At 38.2% G+C, this 19,593-nt stretch carries 15 protein-coding genes, 2 tRNA genes and 1 riboswitch; of the genes, 6 read left to right on the top strand and 11 right to left on the bottom strand.

Features of this window, described 5'->3' with window-relative positions; all coding sequences use genetic code 11:
- Positions 1 to 19: 19 nt before the first annotated feature.
- The 5 genes from AABE15_RS03690 to ribD all read right to left on the bottom strand — a co-directional run bounded on the left by AABE15_RS03690 (position 20) and on the right by ribD (position 6,300).
- Positions 20 to 2,620: an MMPL family transporter gene (locus tag AABE15_RS03690; RefSeq protein WP_338329930.1), complete on the bottom strand. Its 2,601-nt coding sequence runs from the start codon at positions 2,618 to 2,620 to the stop codon at positions 20 to 22.
- Positions 2,621 to 2,844: 224 nt separating this feature from the next.
- The gene (gene ribH, locus AABE15_RS03685; RefSeq protein WP_338329929.1) at positions 2,845 to 3,327 is read right to left on the bottom strand and encodes a 6,7-dimethyl-8-ribityllumazine synthase; all 483 of its coding nucleotides are present in this window, start codon (positions 3,325 to 3,327) and stop codon (positions 2,845 to 2,847) included.
- Positions 3,328 to 3,356: 29 nt separating this feature from the next.
- A complete protein-coding gene (gene ribB, locus AABE15_RS03680) occupies positions 3,357 to 4,631 on the bottom strand; it encodes a 3,4-dihydroxy-2-butanone-4-phosphate synthase (protein WP_338329928.1) in 1,275 nt (424 codons plus the stop codon).
- Complete coding sequence (locus tag AABE15_RS03675; protein ID WP_338329927.1) at positions 4,613 to 5,221, bottom strand: riboflavin synthase; 609 nt, start codon at positions 5,219 to 5,221, stop codon at positions 4,613 to 4,615. Before AABE15_RS03675 ends, ribB begins: the two co-directional genes overlap by 19 nt.
- Positions 5,203 to 6,300, bottom strand: coding sequence for a bifunctional diaminohydroxyphosphoribosylaminopyrimidine deaminase/5-amino-6-(5-phosphoribosylamino)uracil reductase RibD (gene ribD, locus AABE15_RS03670; RefSeq protein WP_338329926.1), 1,098 nt, complete (start codon positions 6,298 to 6,300; stop codon positions 5,203 to 5,205). The genes AABE15_RS03675 and ribD overlap by 19 nt, the downstream gene beginning before the upstream one ends.
- A gap of 75 nt (positions 6,301 to 6,375) precedes the next feature.
- Positions 6,376 to 6,526, bottom strand: a riboswitch (FMN riboswitch).
- Positions 6,527 to 7,285: 759 nt separating this feature from the next.
- On the opposite strand from ribD, the gene AABE15_RS03665 reads away from it, so the two are divergent.
- Positions 7,286 to 7,360, top strand: a tRNA-Thr gene (locus AABE15_RS03665).
- A 363-nt stretch (positions 7,361 to 7,723) separates the two neighbouring features.
- Here the strand turns inward: AABE15_RS03665 and AABE15_RS03660 are convergent.
- Both AABE15_RS03660 and AABE15_RS03655 read right to left on the bottom strand, forming a co-directional pair.
- Positions 7,724 to 7,933 (bottom strand): hypothetical protein, encoded by a 210-nt coding sequence (locus AABE15_RS03660; RefSeq protein WP_338329925.1) that lies wholly within the window; start codon positions 7,931 to 7,933, stop codon positions 7,724 to 7,726.
- Between the two features lie 307 nt (positions 7,934 to 8,240).
- Positions 8,241 to 9,338, bottom strand: a complete 1,098-nt coding sequence (locus tag AABE15_RS03655; RefSeq protein WP_338329924.1) for a ricin-type beta-trefoil lectin domain protein — start codon at positions 9,336 to 9,338, stop codon at positions 8,241 to 8,243.
- Positions 9,339 to 10,414: 1,076 nt separating this feature from the next.
- On the opposite strand from AABE15_RS03655, the gene AABE15_RS03650 reads away from it, so the two are divergent.
- Entirely contained in the window at positions 10,415 to 11,629 is a 1,215-nt protein-coding gene (locus tag AABE15_RS03650; protein WP_338329923.1) for an MFS transporter, read from the top strand.
- 275 nt (positions 11,630 to 11,904) lie between these two features.
- On the opposite strand, the gene AABE15_RS03645 is transcribed toward AABE15_RS03650, so the two are convergent.
- Positions 11,905 to 12,516, bottom strand: coding sequence for a UbiX family flavin prenyltransferase (locus tag AABE15_RS03645; protein WP_338329922.1), 612 nt, complete (start codon positions 12,514 to 12,516; stop codon positions 11,905 to 11,907).
- Positions 12,513 to 13,997 carry a UbiD family decarboxylase gene (locus AABE15_RS03640; protein WP_338329921.1) on the bottom strand — a complete coding sequence of 495 codons (1,485 nt, stop codon included), beginning with the start codon at positions 13,995 to 13,997 and terminating at the stop codon, positions 12,513 to 12,515. Before AABE15_RS03640 ends, AABE15_RS03645 begins: the two co-directional genes overlap by 4 nt.
- Positions 13,998 to 14,223: 226 nt before the next feature.
- On the opposite strand from AABE15_RS03640, the gene AABE15_RS03635 reads away from it, so the two are divergent.
- From AABE15_RS03635 to AABE15_RS03625, 3 genes are read left to right on the top strand one after another with little or no spacing between them, the layout of a single operon-like run.
- Positions 14,224 to 14,730, top strand: a complete 507-nt coding sequence (locus AABE15_RS03635; RefSeq protein ID WP_338329920.1) for an SCP2 sterol-binding domain-containing protein — start codon at positions 14,224 to 14,226, stop codon at positions 14,728 to 14,730.
- On the top strand, positions 14,721 to 15,698 hold the full coding sequence (locus tag AABE15_RS03630; RefSeq protein ID WP_338329919.1) for a peptidase U32 family protein: 978 nt from the start codon (positions 14,721 to 14,723) through the stop codon (positions 15,696 to 15,698). Before AABE15_RS03635 ends, AABE15_RS03630 begins: the two co-directional genes overlap by 10 nt.
- Before the next feature lie 3 nt (positions 15,699 to 15,701).
- A complete protein-coding gene (locus AABE15_RS03625; RefSeq protein ID WP_338329918.1) occupies positions 15,702 to 16,619 on the top strand; it encodes a U32 family peptidase in 918 nt (305 codons plus the stop codon).
- A gap of 973 nt (positions 16,620 to 17,592) precedes the next feature.
- Here AABE15_RS03625 and AABE15_RS03620 read toward each other — a convergent pair.
- Both AABE15_RS03620 and AABE15_RS03615 read right to left on the bottom strand, forming a co-directional pair.
- Positions 17,593 to 17,683, bottom strand: a tRNA-Ser gene (locus AABE15_RS03620).
- A gap of 53 nt (positions 17,684 to 17,736) precedes the next feature.
- Positions 17,737 to 18,735, bottom strand: a complete 999-nt coding sequence (locus tag AABE15_RS03615; RefSeq protein WP_338329917.1) for a bile acid:sodium symporter family protein — start codon at positions 18,733 to 18,735, stop codon at positions 17,737 to 17,739.
- Between the two features lie 131 nt (positions 18,736 to 18,866).
- Between AABE15_RS03615 and AABE15_RS03610 the strand changes: the two genes are divergently transcribed.
- Positions 18,867 to 19,593, top strand: a 727-nt coding sequence (locus AABE15_RS03610; protein ID WP_338329916.1) for a hypothetical protein, incomplete at its 3' end; no start/stop codon positions are given.

The following is a 19,593-nucleotide window of genomic DNA, read 5'->3' as shown; positions in this document are numbered from 1 at the left end:
AATCGGTGCCTTTTAAAATTTAAAAATCATCCACATCCCTTTTAGGCAACAAGGCAGGCACAAACCCTAAGGTTACCATTAATGTACTAGCCAAGGAAATTAATAATAAAACCCCCATGCTGGCGGTTCCAGGATGGGCAGAACACGCCAAAGATCCAAATGCAGTACCGGTTGTAAGGGCAGAAAATAAAACAGCTCTCGCGGTTGGTGACGAAAGCGGATATTGAATGCCTTCTCGCCAATTCATTACAAAATAAATATTAAACGATACCCCTACCCCTAAAAAAAGAGGCAACGTAATAATATTCGCAAAATTAAGCATTTGACCCGATACCACAATAACAATGACGGTTATTAAAGCCGACAGAATTAAAGGAATTAAAACCAAAACCATATCCAGTATGCGCCTTAGGGCAATGTACAAGATAATGGCCAATGTTATAATCGCCATGGCAGCCGCGATCAAAAAGGCATGCACAACCGTGGCTGCACTTTCGACAATATCAACACAAGTGCCTGCCGCTTGTGGCGCAACGGATTGAATTTGCCGTACAAAAGCAGTAATTTGCTGGGGGGTTAAATTAACCCCCTTAGGATAGACCTCAACTCTATATTGACCGGATTTAGTTTTGTAATCCGATGTAAGCGTTTGTGGAATATCCTCTGTTCGAGTAGCCTTTGCATTCAGCATCAGTTGTAATCGTTGTAACTGCAGCGGAAGAAATTTGATTAAACGATCATTCATCTGTTCTAGGGAAGCATCCGGTAGTTTATCAATTTTTTCTAAAGCCTTCATAATTTGATAAAGCGCTTGATCTGGTTTTAATTCTTTTTGAACTGAAAGCAGGCCGTTTAAAAGTGTTTTGACAGATTGCCGCAATTCGGAAGCTGTTGGTTTGGGTTTAGGATTTTGAACCGTTAAGGTGGGTAACAAAATATCCGCAGCATCATGGATCATAGGCAACTTTACAGCTTGATCTTGAGGAATAAAAGAGTCTAACCATATGACGTTTTTTACAGTTGAAAGGTTTTCTAAACGATTGGTCAACTCCAAAGCCTTTTGAGGGGAATCTACCATAATATCAATGGTATAAGGAGTTGTGTTGGAATCATTCATCATTAATTTTAACGTTTTCATTCCTTCTGAACGAGAATCCTTTGTATGAAAAGGATCCGAGTCAAACACAACGCGTTGATCAACGAACAAAAAAAGTCCTACCGCACCCAATACAGAAAAGAAAAAAAGAATTGCAGCACGATAACGGCGTATTTTTTTATCAATGGGCTTTAATTGAGGAAAACCGGCAAAAGACTGTACAATCTTTGGTTTGAAAAGTTTCAATAAAGCAGGCAAAAGGGTTATAGTGCAGACAAAAGCTATTAACATCCCTCCACCTGCTATCAAGCCGAGTTGCCGCACCCCTGTAAACTGCGTAGGAGTGAACGCTAAAAAACCTGCAGCAGCTGAAACAGCAGCCGTAAAAATTTGGTGTCCTGTTTCTCTTCCTGTGTTGACCAAGGCTTTGTCTATATCAACATCTTGATCGTTTTTTACGGTTTGCCCTCGAAAACGAACAGAAAACTGAATACCGAAATCAACCGCAATGCTGACGAACAAAATAGCAAAAGACACCGAGATAAGATTTAACGTACCAACGGCAACGGAAGCAAATCCTGTCGTTAATACAAGGCCAATAAATAAAACAAATAGAATTGAAAAAATTACATTCCATGTCCGTACAGCTAGAAAAAGCCATCCTGCGACCAATACAAAAGACGCAAATAATCCAACAACCATACCCTGCATAACCGTTGAAAATTCTTCGTCGCTGAGTTTTGCATCCCCTGTAATATGGATACTTACGGATCCGTCACGAACATAAGGCAAATGATTTATCGTTTGCCTCAACTTTTCCACCGCTGCGCCGGCGGGCTGAAAAGTGTTTAAATTCAGTTTTGGTTTGGCAATAACAATTTTATATTTGCCTGATAAATCCGATAAAGACCCTGATAGGCTTTTTTCCCAAGAAAAATACTGAGGCTGTCCCTGAGCGACTGAATTTAATGTGGTGGCAAAAGCATCCAGAGCATCGTTATATTGAGTAAAATCGACTTGTTTCTCCTTAACCCCTAATACAACCATGTCCAAGGCTTCAAATAACCCTCGTGCCGAAGGGTCGAATGCTAATCCACTTAAAAAAGGCTGCGCCTGTATAATTTTATTTAATGTTTGATCCAACGTTGCAGGATCAAGATACAACAACCCATTTTGCACAAGAAAAGGATCGGCTTCTGGGTAACGAACAAAATCAAAATGTTTTTTATCATTTTTTAAAGAAGCAACCAGAGATTGCGCGGATACTTCTGCTTTTTCAGGAACGTTTGATTGAATTAAGGCGACCAATAAATTTTCTTTTTGGGGAAAATTACGCGCCATCCAATCGGATCTTTGTTTCCAGGGCATAGCCGCTGAAAACATTTGTGTTGTATCTGTTGTAATATCTAACGTATTAACCGTTACCAAAACAGACGCAATGGCTAAAAAAACATAAATCACAACGACTGTCCAAGCATGACGCGAGCATATCGAGACGACACGTCCGATAAATGTGGACATCATAGGTTTATCACTCCCTTAATTAACGATGAATTAGCTACTTCATTAGTGTATAGGGGTCTGTGATATTATCAATCAATAAATAAAACCACGCATTTATTTATCGAATAATAAATGGTGGTATTTAACTTAGAAAAATATCTTTAAATTCGACAAAAGCAAGATACAAGTCCCAATCAAAGGTGAGACGTTTAAGAATGCCGAATTCAACGTATAAATTTGTAGATTCAAGCAGTCCTTTGCAACAAAGAAACCGTCTCTACACACGCCGCCACCGCTTCTCTACCTTTATTTTCGTGATTGTCCAATGAACGAAGTTTGGCTTGTTCAAACGTATAAGCTGTCAAAATTCCAAAACTTATCGGCACTTCGGTGGATAGAGAGGCTTGCATAATTCCCAAAGATGCACTCAAACTAATAAACTCAAAATGAGCCGTGTCTCCTTTAATAACACAACCTAAACAAACAACCCCATCGTATCTACCACTTTTGGCAAGATGTTGCGCAATTAAAGGCAATTCAAAAGCACCGGGTGCATAAAATAAATCATTTTCTTTTTGAAAAGGAATGTTATGTTCAACAAGCCACGCTTGTGCTGCCTTTGAAAGACTATGCGTTACTTTTTCATTAAATCGGCTAACAACCATAGCAATTCTTGGTAAAGAAGAAAAAGTATAATTTCTTGTAGTAGAAGGCGCTTGTTTTATCATAATTGGTAACTTTCGTAGGCTTTCATCATTTACTCTTTAATTGAAACTGCCGACAAGGTATGCCCCATACGACTTTTTTTGGTCTGTAAATACTCCATATTGTGTCGATTGGGTTCTATTTCTAGGGGAACCCGTTCTTCGATGACAAAACCTTGTTGCTCTAATAAGTTCACTTTATCGTTATTATTGGTTAGCAAACGTAAATGATGAATGCCAAGCGCATGTAAAATAGCCCCTGCAATGGTCCAATCACGCATTTCAGAAGGAAATCCTAATTGTATATTCGCTTCCACGGTATCCATGCCCTCATCTTGTAATTTATAAGCGCAAATTTTATTGAAAAGACCAATACCCCTGCCTTCATGACCACGAAGATAAATTAAAGCCCCTTTTTCGGACTCACCAATAATTTTTAACGCTTTGTGAAGTTGCGGACCGCAATCACACCGCAAAGAGCCAAATACATCCCCTGTCAAGCACTCAGAATGCAAACGAATCAAAGGGATAATATCAGAGCTACCGCTGAAATCACCTTTCATCACCACCAGATGCTCATTCCCTTTTAAATCGACAAACGCCTGTGTTTTAAAATCGTCCCCACCATAATAATTAGGCAAACGAACAATGGGACCTGACTTGATTTTGTGAGCAAACCCATCGGGGGATAAAGCATCATAATGTTGACGCCATTTCACAAGAGAAGATACCGTCACGATTGGCAGTTGATGTTTTTTAGAAAAATCGTGTAACTGTTTTTTGCGCGCCATACTACCATCTTCATTTAAAATTTCGCAAATTACAGCAACCGGTTTCATTCCTGCTAGTTTCAAAAGATCTATAGAGCCTTCTGTATGACCTTGCCGCGACAAAACCCCACCGGGATGGGCAATTAAAGGGAACATATGACCCGGTGTTACAATATCCTCGGGGCCGGCATCGTCTTGCGCCACACTTTGTATTGTCTGTACCCTGTCCTTGACAGAAACGCCGGTGCTTACATTTTTTTTTGCTTCAATAGAAACCGTAAAAGCAGTTTCGTGCGGTGACGTATTATGTGGAACCATATATTTTAGATTTAAGCGTTGTGCCTTTTCCATTTCAATAGGGATACATACAATACCGCGGGCATGGGTAACCATAAAATTGATGCTTTCTTCGCTCACCAACTCGCCTGCTGCCACGAGATCGCCTTCGTTTTCACGGCCTTCATCATCCATCATAATAATCATTTTACCCGAACGCAAAGCGTGAACAGCCTCTTTTAAGTCTTTGGGCAGCGTTCTTTCTATTTCTGAAATAAGCATATATTCTCCACATATTTTGCAATGATATCGACCTCAATATTGACGTTTTCTCCTAGAGTCATTTGACCAAACGTTGTATGTTCCCATGTATGTGGAATAATCATTAATTGTATATCAAACGCCTCATCCATATTTGTTTCTTTGATTTTATTTAGGGTTAAACTGACACCATCAATAGCGATGGATCCCTTTTCTACTACGTATTTCCTTAAGGCTTTTGGCATTGAAAACAAAACTGTATGGGCTTCCCCTTGTTGTTCTTTGTTTACAAAACGTGCGGTTCCATCTACATGACCTTGAACGATGTGTCCTGATAGTCGAGTGGATGGCGTAACAGCACGTTCTAAATTTACGTATTTATCCGCAACCAGTTTTTTTAAACTGCTTCGTTCTAATGTTTCAGAACTCAGAAAAAAAATGGCTCGACCTTCTCTATTACATTCAGTAACTGTTAAACAAACCCCGTTTACTGCAACGCTTTCCCCTACACTAAGGTCACGCATAAAGGTGTCAATTAAAATAATCATGGCATTGTTTTCAAAACGAACGGATTGAACAATACCTAAATTTTCTATGATACCAGAGAACATTGAACTTCCTTTACTCTATGGAATTTAACATGAGTCAATAGTGATGAAAGAGGGGTTAAGGGGTGTTTCGATTGCACGCTTATTGTATCTTCTTTTCCTAAACTTTGTTGAAACAGCAGCCAATCATCCCAAATTTGCAGTTGTTGTATGGATTTTAAAAAATTTGGACCTGCTTCTACCATGGCCCAAAGAACGTGATGCTGATAAAGCAATTCAGGCAATGTCCGTAAATTACGACAAACAAGGAATTGAAATCCGTTAGCCTGTGCTTGACGTAAATAAGATTCGGAACATAAGGCGTGCAGATCTGCTTTTTGACGTGTGCAAATAACCAAAAGTCTTTTTTTATTTATATGATCTGGAATATGACGTACCGTAAAATTGGGGCGATCTGCGCGGATAGTAGCAGCAGTGGTAATAATCGCTTCGGTAGCTCGCCTCAACTTATGCGCTATTGTCAAAGAATTAAAAGAAGTAAATGTTTTTTGTCCCTTAGGAGGAAGCATAGAGCCGGAAACGGATAAAGCTTGCTTTACCGTAATCCAAGCTTGGTTTTTAGTAACGGCTTTGGTGAACGGAAGCAAAAGCTGACAACATTGTTGGTAATAATATTTCGCTTCTATGGAAGACAGATCTTGCAAAAGGATAACTTTTTTCCCTCCTTGACGGAGACGAATATTTCCATTTCCACAAACCTTAGGATTAGGATCTTTCATACCGACCCATATTCGTTTTGCGGGGGTGTTTAATAAGGCTTCTGAACAGGGGGGGGTTTGACCTGTATGGTTACAGGGCTCTAACGTCACCATAACGTCACTAATTTTCTCCCAAAGTCCACGTTCAGCACAACGTCTCAATGCCAATATTTCAGCATGAGCCTCGCCCGCACGGTGATGCGCTTCGCATGCTAGAAGATTGCCAGCCTTATCAAGAATAGCGCAACCCACAGGGGGGTTGGGTGACGTTTGACCGACGTATGTTGCAGCTTCTTGTAAAGCGTGTTCAAACCCCTTACATACTGTTTTGGGAAGTTCAAAAAGTTCCAGATAATCGAGTTTGTTAGAATAGCGTGCTTGCATTAATTAACCAGGCCCTAAAATTTTGGACGCACGCGGGCACATAGGACACACGCCATGCAAAACCATGGCTTGGTCTTTCGTTCTTTCTCATCCGGACTATAACCGTCGGCTTTGGAGTTACACCAAATCTGCTTGACCTTATTTCGAAAAAAATAAGCGCTCACGGGCTTGGGAATTATCTTCCCTTACCGTCGGTGAGGATTTACACCTCGCCCCAAGAACGTCATCTTACATTGTGACTTTAACTAAATTATTATTTTATAGTATAAGCGACTTTGAAAGAAACTTCAATCTATCGTTACTATTTCGAATCTAAATTTTGCTTTAGTTACAATTCTCAGACTCACATTAGATTGTTGCGTATTACCTAACATTTAATCCTTAATGCAACTCTTACAAACATTTTAAACAATGTTTAAATTTTTAAAAGGTTTGGAACTATTATAGAATTTACCGTATGCATTATTTGAAATTGATCTAGAAAACGGCAACACAATATTAGAACAACAACCAAAACACTTTTAACAAAGTAAAAGGATTAAAACGGATTGTTTACATAAAAAAAACTTTTATGCTTTGTAAAAACTAATTGTAATAAAACATTCGCAAAGAATAAAACTTTAATAAGTTTAATATTTAATACATCAATGTTTAGTATTAACCTTAATATAAGTAAAAAAAACCACATGAAACGCAACAATATTATCAACTATTTAATCAAATTATGTTTATTAAGCAAATATAACTTACAAGTAAGTCAAGCGCGTGTTTGATCTATGACTTGACCTCTATGCGCCAATAACCCTTTGCATATAGTCACGATAAAATACTTTATTTTAAACCAATTGCAAAATACTTCTAAAAACTTTCATTTCCTAAACCGAAAATAGTTTGCATAGCACAGAGTTTTTCCTTGAAATTATAATGAAATTAAGGCATAGAAAATTTTACAAAATCATCCCTTAGGTTCAAAGGGGTATAAATAGCCGGATTAGCACAGTGGTAGTGCAGCGGTTTTGTAAACCGAAGGTCGGGAGTTCAAATCTCTCATCCGGCACCATAAAATTTATAAAATCAACGTGTTATACATTACTTTGGTGTAAATTGGTGTAAAGCAAAAACATTCCAAAAAAAACGAACAAACGCGTTAACTTAATATGAAAAATTTTTCGTTTTTTGAATTGTTTCTTACCAATTTATCCTTTGAAACCATGAACTATCGTTTTGATAGTATAAAACAATATTTCTTGCTGCAAGAACAGCAGACTAAAAAATCTTTATGTAATCTTTCAGCGTTTCGTTAAATGTAACATTTTACGGGTGGACATTGAATTTGTATTGCTTGCGCAGCAAAAAACAGCGAAGAAAACAGTTCGCCAGTTCGAGGTTGTTTGAACAATGCTTTGGCTACGCTTCATCGCCTTCACTCCCATTTTGTTACGGATAAAAGCGCTGTTGAATCGGCTCTCATTTTCTTTTGAATGTTAGCAATCTTATAAAGAGCCTTTAATACAGAACTATACCGGTATAAGGCATCACAAGGAGTATTTTTAATCGTGAAATCGTCACCATTTTCGATAGGATCGTCTTTCAAAAACGTTCCGTTGATAAACGAAAACAAACCATTATCCATTCCATGGCGAAGCGCCTAAATTTTTGCAAAAGAAAAGGAAAATCCAGATACGCCCCCTTAAGATTGATGAAACCTAAAAACTTATCCATCGTTAGATAAACGTATAGTGGTTAAAGCGCAATAAAAAAACAAAAGCCCAGACTTTGAATAGGTTGAAACGTTGGAAAAAGCTGTTTAATACTATTCTTATTCTCTCCATTTAAAACTATCACAGAAAAAATTGACCTCAAACAACTGCGAGAGATCTTTTCAATAAAAAACCACCGGCTAAGGTGGTTTAAAGGGTTAATATTAGAATTTTAAAATTTTAGTTTGATAAAGAGAGTTGTGAAACATCCCATTGCTGAGGAGACGAACTATCACATTGAGTTAACGTTACCTCTGACCCTTTACTAGTATTGGTAAGACATGAAGACGTGTTGGCTTTTTTTATTTGATTACCCGTTATTTCCCATTGGGTGCTAACCTTTGCCTTATTGCAGGTTTCTAGTTTTAATCCGTTATCATCGACCAAGCAATAATTATAGGCTGTTTGCAAAGAATGGTCTTTGGAATAGACCCAGCCCTGGTTTATCCCATTCGTGCAACTATAAGTAATAACACTGGTTCCCTCACTTATTCCTCCGCTAGAATCAAGACAAGCTTGATTATTTTTTATGCTCCCTCGTGCTGAATTTCCAATTCCATTTTTATGTGTTTCCGTTGAAAAAATATTCGTGTAGTCTTGACAAGTACTGGACTTACTTGAAGACGATACCGTGGCTTTATATTGTGTCCCTGAAGCATTATAAGCAATAGGCACTCCAAACGCCGCGTTGCTGTATGGTTGTCCCAAACAAGTACTCCGATCACTATTCCATTCGTAATACTCAACCCAATCGACTAAACCAGTGGAAGAAAGCGATGTAGCATTGGTTTGGATGCTACCCAATGTAAAGGAAGTATTATCCGTAAGGTCAGTAACTGTCAGAGTTAACCAATTGGTATTTTGATAAAAAAGATGATATTTATAAGTATGGCCTTGTTTCCAATTGTAATTCAATCTGCAGGAGTATCCTGTTCCCTGTTCGCTGAATTTTTCACAATAAGTTCCTGACGAACCAGTTTTAGCGGCTACCCCATCCCAAACGGAAAAAAGAAAATGATTATCGGTGCCACCATTGGTTTGCATGCCTGTATAACCACTAGTGTTATCGGAAAGACTAAATTGATGAGACCAGAATACTTGAGATTGAAATCCTGGGCTTTGATTAATGGTAGTAAAAAAATCAACAGCATTTACAGTCATACTGGGTAGTTTATAGTAAGTGTAACTTCCAGGTGTCTGGCCTGTTGCAAAGGCAAAAGAAGGTGCATTCAATGCAACAAAGGCAAACACAAATGATTTAATTAAATTTTTTTTCATAAAATAATCCCATCTAAAATCGTATTTTTATTTAAACTTTATCGTTAAAATTATAGCATATTTTATTGCTTTAATCAAATTATTACGATTTAATTACTTTTTCTTATTTTAGAGGAATTTCAATGACTTTCACATATAAATCGCAACGAATTGGACATATCGTTGGGGTATTAACGAAAAGGTTTGTTTTTGAATTAAGCTAAAAATCTCTATACAAATCCTACATAAAGTGCAATGCTGCCACTATATTCCCTCGTAGCTGATAACTGGACACAGGGTAATTTTCCAGTATAGCGTTATAATCATCATAGGCCACCATAATCCCACTTTGGAATATTTTCGAGTATATCCCTTGACCCTTGTCGGTTTCTGCGCGTTTTACCTAAATAATGACTTGAATGGCTTTTTAGGCGGCCACCCACGGTGTATAGATAACCCCATGGTAGATATCTGGCTGGCTAAACCAACAGACAGGTTATAGATCTCTGCATTAGCTAACGGCAACATAGTCACCCCATACATTTCAATAGAAACAGACACCTGCACCTTTCCAATTTCAATAGAATTTTCTTTAATGTCGGATACAGTTACCGGTTAATTCTTAGCATTGACTCCGCCTTTAATTTTGAATTTTAATACGCTTTCTTCAAAATAAGTTTTTCCATGCCGTATCCCTGTGACAAAAGTTTCACTTACAAAAATTTCTATTCCTCATCTTTTCGATATAAAAAAGTAAAAACCGGCTACCAAAATAGAGGTAATTCAAATTATCAAAACCGTATTGATCAACAAATACCAAATTCCTGGGAAAGCGTTTGTAGGCCAGACGTAGGAGACGGACTTGATCTAAACAAAGAATTCCCATCATTAAAGGTGAAGTAGACCGATACATATAATAATTTTTGCATAGGCCTCATTGCCGATTATTTCCTTTAAAATCATAAATCCTTACCATTACCTGCATAAAATTTTAAATTGGTTATTAAATTTCCTTGTGTTTTACCCATATTGATGAATACATGAGAATCGTTCTCAGATTATTTATCATCCGATATCATTAGGGGGGAGGTCGCTAAGTGTTGATTAATAAAAGGACTTTAGACCAAAAAGTCTTGATTATTTTATTAGCTTTGATATTCATCATAGATGTATCAAGGGGGTTGATTCTTCCCTCCTTGGTTTTGTATTTAAAGCACAAATATCACCTTCCTGTAAAAGATATTGGCCTTTGCATCAGTGCTTCCCTAGCGGTAAGCATGTTTTTTTCAATGTATGCAGGGTATTTAAACGATAAACTTCCTCCGTCTAAAATCCTTTTTTTATCGATGTGCTTTTACGCACCCTCCTGCCTCGCCATCCTTTTTTCAAGCAACGTGTTCTTCGTATTTATTAGCTTGGCTACTTATAATTCTGCGTTCCAGGTGTTTATTATATCGCTAAAAAAAAATCTATCAGATTTAAACATGTCCAAAAAATTTACCCATGTTTATACCGCTCAAAACATAGGGTTTACCATTGGGTGTGCCTGGTACGCTTTTTCCCCCAAAGAAAATTTTTCACTGCCGTTTATATTTTCAACCATTCTCCTTTTTATTTCACTAGGTATTACATGTTTTTGTTATTTCAAAAAAATCTTCCCCACTACCCATCCCACTCACTCAACTTCAATAAGCGATATAAACTTGGCTATACGAAAAGACAAATCCTTGCTGCTGTTTACATTGGGATGTTTTTTTCTGGGGATGGTTTACAAAGAAAGTCAACAATATTTATCCATGTATTTAGTTAATTTTTTTTCCGTTATTGAAGCAAGAATCATTTTAAGTAAATTAATGCTGATTAACACAATCATGATTGTATTATTCCAGATATTTTTTTCTAGAAACAATTCTAGGTATGAATTGATTTATAGAAAATTAATTTTAAGTATTATTTTTCTAGCCATTGGCATTGCAGGATTTGCTGTTTCAAACGTTAATGTATTTTATATGGAACTTGCCATGGCTGTTTTTTCACTCGGTGAGTTAATTATCGTTCCCATTGAATTTCTCTTCATAGATTATATCGCCCCCAAACACTTAAGAGGAATCTATTATGGGGTTCAAAATCTAAGCAATATTTCATTTTTGGTTGCCCCTACTTTGTTTGGATTCTCTATTTATTATATTGGCCCAAACAGCGTCTTTTATTTATTGCTTTTGTTTTCTTTTATCGGATTTCTTTTGTTCACTTGGGGTCATTTAAAAAAAATCAGCATAAAACGCGAATGCATGCCACTCGGTAACAAGTAATTCACTGAATGAAGTACAGAGTAAATTACGTTTAGTAATACTTTAAAGCCTCTGCGCTTTTACTCTGTACACATAAGTTTCACCTTTTACTTTAAACCTATCGTATAAGCCTATTGCCCTACTTTTCAAAAAATAGATCGCCGAAACACACAGTAATTGTTAACTGCTGACTCTATCCTATAACCCTATTCTTTTGTCATTATAAAAACCTATTCTGCAATTTACCCAGCCAATTAAAATCTTTTACGGTTAACACTCTATGTTCTTTATTTTCCCTAATTCTTCCACACACGAGGCTTTGCCGATAAAGGTAAAGCAAGCAAAGCAATGGCACGTAAGGCAAGGTCTTCAATAATCTCATCTATATGTTTTGGATTATGATAAAAGGCAGGAACAGGGGGCATGACAACCCCGCCTATTTCTGTGACGGCACACATGTGACGTAAATGGCCAAGATGCAAAGGCGTTTCTCTAGTCATAAGAATTAGACGGCGCCTTTCTTTAAGTTGAACATCCGCAGCACGTATAATTAAATTATTCGTAATTCCATTAGCAATCGCAGCTAACGTATGCATTGAACAGGGGGCAACAATCATACCGTCTACAGGAAAAGAACCACTGGCTATCGTAGCCCCTATATCCTCACAATCATAAAAATAGGTCGATAAAGATTTTAATTGGTTAAATGCCTCTGGACCTTGTTCGGTAGCAATGGTACGCTGGCCTGCTGAGGATACAACAACATGAAGTTCCAGCATCGGTTCGGCAGCTAAAAGCTCAATAATACGTAATCCTAGTGCTGAACCAGAGGCGCCTGTAATAGCCACAATAACCGAGTGGTGGCGCCTATGTTGGTTATAAAATGAAACATTCTTACCTTCACTCACAATCCTAACTCCGCCCAATAATTATCCACAGACTTTTTTATAGCACTCGGCATTGTCAAAACTTTACCCCATTGACGATGGGTTTCCCCTGGTAATTTATTGGTTGCATCTAGCGCCATTTTACCACCAAGCCCTTCTTGTGGGGAGGCAAAATCCAGATAATCAATTGGCATATTTTCTAATATTATGGTATCGCGAGAGGCATCAAAACGTGTGGAGATAGCCCACATAACGTCTTCCCAATTTCGAATATTAATGTCTGGATCCACAGCAATAATTAACTTGGTATAGTTAAATTGCGGCAACATACTCCATAAACTGAGCATAACACGCTTCGCATGGCCTGGATATCGTTTGTTAATCGAAACTACTATGGTGCGATAAGAACACGTTTCAGGAGGTAACCATATATCGACTACCTCAGGAAATTGATTTTTAACCAATGGAATAAAAAGTTGATTAAGCGCTTCACCGATACGCGAGGGTTCATCAGGAGCTCGTCCCGTATAGGTTGAAACATAAACAGGCCTGCGGCGCATGGTAATGGCACTTACCTGCATAACGGGAAAAGGTTCAACGGAATTGTAATATCCGGTATGATCTCCATAGGGCCCTTCATTTTCAAGTTTTTCGAAAGAGACTTGTCCTTCAATAACAATTTCAGCATTGGCAGGAATCATCAGAGGCACAGTCTTACCCGGTATTAAATCCGTGCATGTTTTGCGTAACAATCCAGAAAAAGCAATTTCACTGATCGTTTCCGGTAAAGGCATGGCCGCAGACAGCATTAAGGCTGGATCTGAACCGATAACAATTGCGACCGGCATATCGCGCTTTTTGTTTTGCCAAGCACGATAATGTTTTGCCCCCCCACGCTGGGCCAACCAGCGCATGATTAAACGATCCTTGCGTAATCGTTGTAAACGATAAACCCCCACATTAACATCATTTTCATTTTCTGGATCTCGCGTAAGCACCAAAGGCCAAGTAATAAGAGGATCGGGTTCCCCAGGCCAGCAATGTTGAATGGGCAAGCAATCGAGATCAATCTCTGCACCGGTTAAAACCACCTCTTGGCATGGTGCATGTCGCCTTGTTTTTGTACGCATAGAAAGCACTGATCGTGCTAACGGCAGTTTTTTCCAAACATCATTTAAAGAAGAAAATGTAGGCGGTCTACATAGTTCAACCAATGTCTCACCCAGTTGGGGTAAGCCCTCCACTTCCACTCCAAGTCCCATAGCCACGCGTTCGATAGTTCCAAATAAATTGACCAGTACAGGAATAGGCGATATGGAACCGTCCCCACGCAAAGGGTTTTCAAATAATAAAGCAGCACCTTTTGCCTTAATCACACGGCGATGTATTTCTGTCATTTCGTGAACAATAGAAATAGGTCGCTTGATACGTTTTAATTGCCCTATTTTTTCAAGTTGTTTAATGAAAGATTGAAGATCTTGGGCCATAGTGAAGCTATTCATGCTCTCGCTCTCTCTAGCAGATTAGTGAGGTTAATAAATAGAAGCTTACTCATCAAACTTCACTATCAATAAAAGTAAAAAAACGCAGTTGCAAAAGTTTTTCGTGCAGCGTTTTCAATATAAATCCTCTTGCCATCCTTGATCATTTAACAAAACGGACAATACATGTTATATAGTATTCAGCACTCTAATAATGTCCAAATAATTTTGCAAGAAGAGGTTTTCCATGCGACTTATACCTCCGACGTCCACTGTTGTTTCTCGACTTCCATTACCTCTTTTTTCTATACCGGCTCAGCTCGCTTTTTCGCACGTTTTGCTTCGCCATCCAAAATTATTTGATCGACTGGGCGAACATTTAAAAAAAACCTATGCGTTTATTCTTAGTGATTTACCCTTATGTTTTGTGATTAAACCTGAACAAAAAACCATCAATGTCTGCCGAAAAGGCGTGCCCATTATCGCAGATTGCGAGATTGAGGGCCCATTTTCTTTACTTTTATCCCTAGCAGAAGGTCGACTTGATGCCGATGCTCTGTTTTTTTCTCGTGATATTTTGGTAACAGGGGATATGGAGGCTATGGTTGCCTTGCGGAATACCTTGGACGACAATGACATTGATCTTTTGCATGACTTTACCGATATATGCGGCCCCTTTGCACCCCTTATGGAAAAAATAGCTCTTTTTTTGCGCAACCAAATACTTAAAAAAGAAAAAACACAATGGAATTAATTTGCCCGGCAGGTACTCCATCTGCCTATATTGAAGCCGTCCATGCGGGTGCGGATGCGGTATATTGTGGTTTTCGTAATGAAACCAATGCACGCAATTTCCCCGGTTTGAATTTTAGTTATAAAGAACTCGAAACAGCAATTCAATATGGTCGTCAACATAATGTAAAAACGTTCGTTACCCTGAATACGTTCATGCGGGCGGGTGACGAAGCCCTATGGTTTCAAAGCGTTGACGATGCGGTCAGAATTGGTGCCGATGCTTTAATTCTGGCCGATATAGGTTTAATGGAGTACGTTGCACGTGTACATCCAACGCAACGAATTCATGTCTCTGTGCAAGCTTCCGCTTCCAATCCAGAAGCCATCAATTTTTTGGTTTCAGCATTCAATGTGCAACGGATCGTTCTTCCTCGCACCTTAACCATCCCTGACATTGCTGGATTCACCAAGCAAATCAAATGCGAAGTTGAAGTGTTTGTGTTTGGTGGTCTTTGTGTTATGGCGGAAGGACGCTGTGCTTTATCCTCTTATGCCACTGGAAAATCTCCGAACATGAATGGGGTATGTTCCCCCGCCAGTCATGTCCGTTACGTACGTGAAGGCAATAGCTTACTCTCAGTTTTAGGCGAATATACCATTAATCGATTTGCTGAGGGAGAAGCTGCGGGATACCCTACGTTGTGCAAAGGACGTTTCGAAATTGCGAACAAACCTGGATATGCTTTTGAAGATCCTACTTCGTTAAGTGTAATGGATCACCTTGACGCATTGCGAGCTGCAGGCGTTTCAGCTTTAAAAATTGAAGGCCGCCAACGAGGGAAAGCGTATGTGGCTTCTGTAGTGGCAAGTCTTAAGGCGGCCCTTAACGCAAATACCGAAGATCGTCAAAAGCATTTGTCGCATTTACAAGAATTAAGTGAAGGTCAACAGATTACTGCCGGTGCCTATGAAAAACGTTGGAGATAGAAGGTGTTAACGAAAAAAGCTTCCCTTACACTGGGACCTATTTATTACCTTTGGAAGCCAGAAAAATGGCGTGATTTTTATTTTCGTATTGCGGATGAATCCCCTATTGATTGCGTAAGTATAGGAGAGACCATTTGCTCTAAACGGATACATTTCAATGAAAAGCTCGTTGATGAAGTTATTACAAGGTTACAAAGGGCTGGAAAAAAAATCTATTACAGCACTTTAGCCTTAGTTACCTTGGATAGAGAGCGAAAACTCATACAACAGATTATTAAACATGCCAAATCCTTAATTGAAGCCAATGATCTCTCTACCATAGGTCTTTTAGATGGTCAGGAGTATACCATTGGACCGTTAATTAACGTCTATAATGCTGCCACTGCACGTTTTTTTGCTAATCGTGGGGCCAAATCCATTTGCCTTCCACCCGAATTGCCGTTTTCTTCCATCCATGCCATAGCCAAAGAAGTACGAGACCGTGTTCCTATTGAAGTGTTCTCATTCGGTCGATTGCCCTTAGCAATCTCGGCTCGATGTGCCCACGCGCGTGCCAAAGGCTTTGTTAAAGATAATTGTCAATTTGTTTGTGGTGAAGAGCCAAACGGATTGGCCATTCGTACGCTGGACGGTAAAGATTTTCTTAATTTAAATGGCGTTCAAACTTTATCGTATAGTTGTCAAGTCTTAAGTGATGCTATTGAGGAACTCATTGCGGCTGGTGTCAGTCGGTTCCGACTCTCTCCGCAAGATTGCGATATGGTGGAGGTTGCTAAAGTATTTTCAGCCCGCATCGCAGGAACATTGTCGGGCGATGAAGCCACGCATCGTCTTAAAACTATTTGTAAAGATATGCCTCTATCCAATGGTTTTCTTCACGGTGTCGAAGGCGCACGGTGGGTAGAACGTCCACTTGCATAATGCTTTATAAGTTCTTTTCCGTTTAACAGATTTGTGATGACTTATTTAAACACAGTCTGCAACAACTAAAACCACATACACTTAATTTTTGTATTATCGTTTTAGGAAGCTTCATACTTACATTGAGGGACAAATTTTAATAGTATCAATACCCCTCAATTTTTCTAAAGATATTTGGCTAATAAGTTCGATTTTTAAATTCTGCTATAATAATGTCTCTTGTTATTATCGGAACTTATTTAAAATTGTAATACATTTTACGTTTACTAGGATCAACTAAAACCAATAGCGCTTATGTAAAATGTTAAAAAATTATTTTGTAAGTAGCAATATTATAAGGTTCTACAACCTAAAGCATTTACGGTAAGATCTACTATAATTTTTATTGCTCATTTGCACCCTTCCTAGGCTTATTGCAAAAGTCTTTTAACTACGTAAGTATGACAATGCAAAGCCTTTTACTAAGGATTAAAATAAAAAGAAAAGTAATCAAATTTTCAATTAACTTCTATCAGTTTCCAAGTAAACTCGACATGTTTTTTGGTTTAACGTGCTTGTAAGCATGACGTTTTTTTGTCCAATAACTTAAGTAATAAAAAATTAATTTAGCTGGGTTGGTTTTAAACAATCTTTAAGTTTATTCAAATAACGTCTTTATAACTGCTTTAAGCATATCCAAAAATTAAGACCAAAATTTTATTTTAACGTCAAGCGAATCTTTAGAAACTCATGGCATATGCCATAAAAACTAAAATTTTCCTAAATCAAAAACTTATAGTTTTCCTTTAAAATTTGCTCAATTAATTGCTAGATCGCCGAGGGTAATATCCCCATTTCACTATTGATACCCCCCAAATTACCCCCTAGTTCACTTTATTAAAGTTTATCAAACTTTACAGAATGATAACATAAAATGGCCGAATATAAGGATTTTAGTATTTTTTTAGGGAGTTTATAGAAACAAAAGGGTTCATGGCGGAGAGGGTGGGATTCGAACCCACGGTACGCTATTCACGCACGGCGGTTTTCAAGACCGCTGCCTTAAACCACTCGGCCACCTCTCCTTATGAAGTAAAAACTACATATACGATTTCCTTGACCCTTGGCAAGTATAAATTTATCGCAGTTGCTCTAATTCTGCTTTTTCTAAAGCCTCTTCTTCTTTATCCCGCAATCGCCCACATTGTCTGGCAATAATAGCAATAACAAAAAGTTGTATTTGATGAAAAATCATCAACGGTAAAACGATTATACCAACCATGCCTGGCGGGAATAAAACATTGGCCATGGTTACTCCGGAAGCCAGTGTTTTTTTAGATCCACAAAACACAATGCTAATACGATCGGCAAACGAAAACCGAAGCAATTTACTAATCACTGCCATAAGTATCAACACCATAAACAATAAAAGAATATCAACACCCGCAACATATACAAGCTGTTTAAAATCTAAACGATGCCAAAGACCCATTGTTGCGGCTTCACTAAAGGCACTATAGACCACAACCAGAATAGACCCCCTATCAGAAAAAGACAGCAAACGTCGGTTACGCAGTGCCCAACCCCCTATCAGCGGTTGCAACAATTGACCCGCTATAAAAGGAAGCAGTAACTGATAAATAATGGATAATCCGCCCCCTATTTGTCCTTGCCCCCCATGGCTATTAAAAATAATCCCTACAATTATAGGTGTAATAAAGATACCTAACACGTTCGATGCCGTTGCCGAACAAATAGCAGCAGGAACGTTTCCTTTAGCAATCGAGGTAAAAGCGATTGACGATTGAATGGTTGAAGGTAGACAACACAAAAAGATGACCCCTGCCCATAATCCTGGCACAAGCAAATGAGGAAATAGTTTTTCTAGCAAAAGACCGAGTAATGGAAACAGCGCGAATGTACATAAAAAAATTAGTAAATGTAAACGCCAATGCAACATCCCTTCAAGCATCGCTTTTCTGGACAGTCTCGCCCCTTGAAGAAAGAACATCAATGCAATGGCAAAAATTGCCAAATTGTTTACAACGACTAATCCTAATCCATAAGAGGGAATAAAAGTAGCGAGTAAAACCGTTGAAATAAGCGATACCAAAAAAGGATCCACTAATTTAAACATAAACACAATTATCCTTGAAAATTGTTTTAACGAAAAGCAATTCTTTTCAAAATTTTTAAAACTTTATATAATCTATCGTATTACTTTGCTATGCCATTCAGTGTAATTTCCATTATTTTCCAAGTAAACTCATGCCACGTCACTTTATCATTGCTTTTTATTGCGTAATCTTAATCCTTGGTATGATTTTGCGCCCCCATGCGTTCGCCACACAAAAATGGGCGAATACATGCGCGCTTATAAATGTTTCTGCTATAAGCGCAAACACTAATCAACTTACAATGAATAACTACAATATAAAACCTATTTATAATTCTAATCTCTCTATGAAAGCCGCTGAGATCATCATTAAAAAATCCAATACTCTTTCCATAGATAATGAGCAATATATAAGGATAAATAATGCAACGTCTATGGGATTGATGAGTTTAATTTTACAACATTATATTCCTTCATGTAATGCTTCGTATTATGATGCACTACTGTCCCCTTTCATTAAAAAATTACAAGATCAGGGTAGTGTAAGTTTTACGTGGAATAAGGCTATATTTCAAAAAGAAAATTTTGTTATTCAGATAAGCAGGATTAACATAATCATCACTTCAACCCATAAACTTATGCATTTGCATCTCAAATTTTTTGGTTTATCCGCATCAAATTCTACTACGGAACCGGTGCTCTTGCCACGCGACGGCTCAGTTGATATGGAAATGGATCCCAAAACCTATTCAATTTTACTTGCAAATCAAAAACAAAATCTGTCTTCCTACAAAACATCTTACCCCTTAACTATAAATTCTTTAATGTTAGCCAATGCAACGTCTACTTTAACGGCTAGTGGAACCATCAGCATAAACG

Source organism: Commensalibacter sp. Nvir, from assembly GCF_963921845.1.
Classification (GTDB): domain Bacteria; phylum Pseudomonadota; class Alphaproteobacteria; order Acetobacterales; family Acetobacteraceae; genus Commensalibacter.
This window is presented reverse-complemented; position numbering and strand designations above follow the sequence as displayed.